General features: G+C 53.6%; 1 rRNA gene. It reads left to right on the forward strand.

Annotated elements, in window-relative coordinates:
• Positions 1-233, forward strand: a 16S ribosomal RNA gene (locus ATB78_RS28090); the annotation flags it as partial.

A 233-nucleotide genomic window follows, 5' to 3' on the forward strand; every position in this document is an offset into this window, starting at 1 on the left:
GCAGCAGTGGGGAATATTGCACAATGGGCGCAAGCCTGATGCAGCCATGCCGCGTGTGTGAAGAAGGCCTTCGGGTTGTAAAGCACTTTCAGTCGTGAGGAAGGTAGTGTAGTTAATAGCTGCATTACTTGACGTTAGCGACAGAAGAAGCACCGGCTAACTCCGTGCCAGCAGCCGCGGTAATACGGAGGGTGCGAGCGTTAATCGGAATTACTGGGCGTAAAGCGCATGCA

Source organism: Vibrio sp. CUB2 (assembly GCF_001557945.1).
Lineage (GTDB): Bacteria > Pseudomonadota > Gammaproteobacteria > Enterobacterales > Vibrionaceae > Vibrio > Vibrio owensii.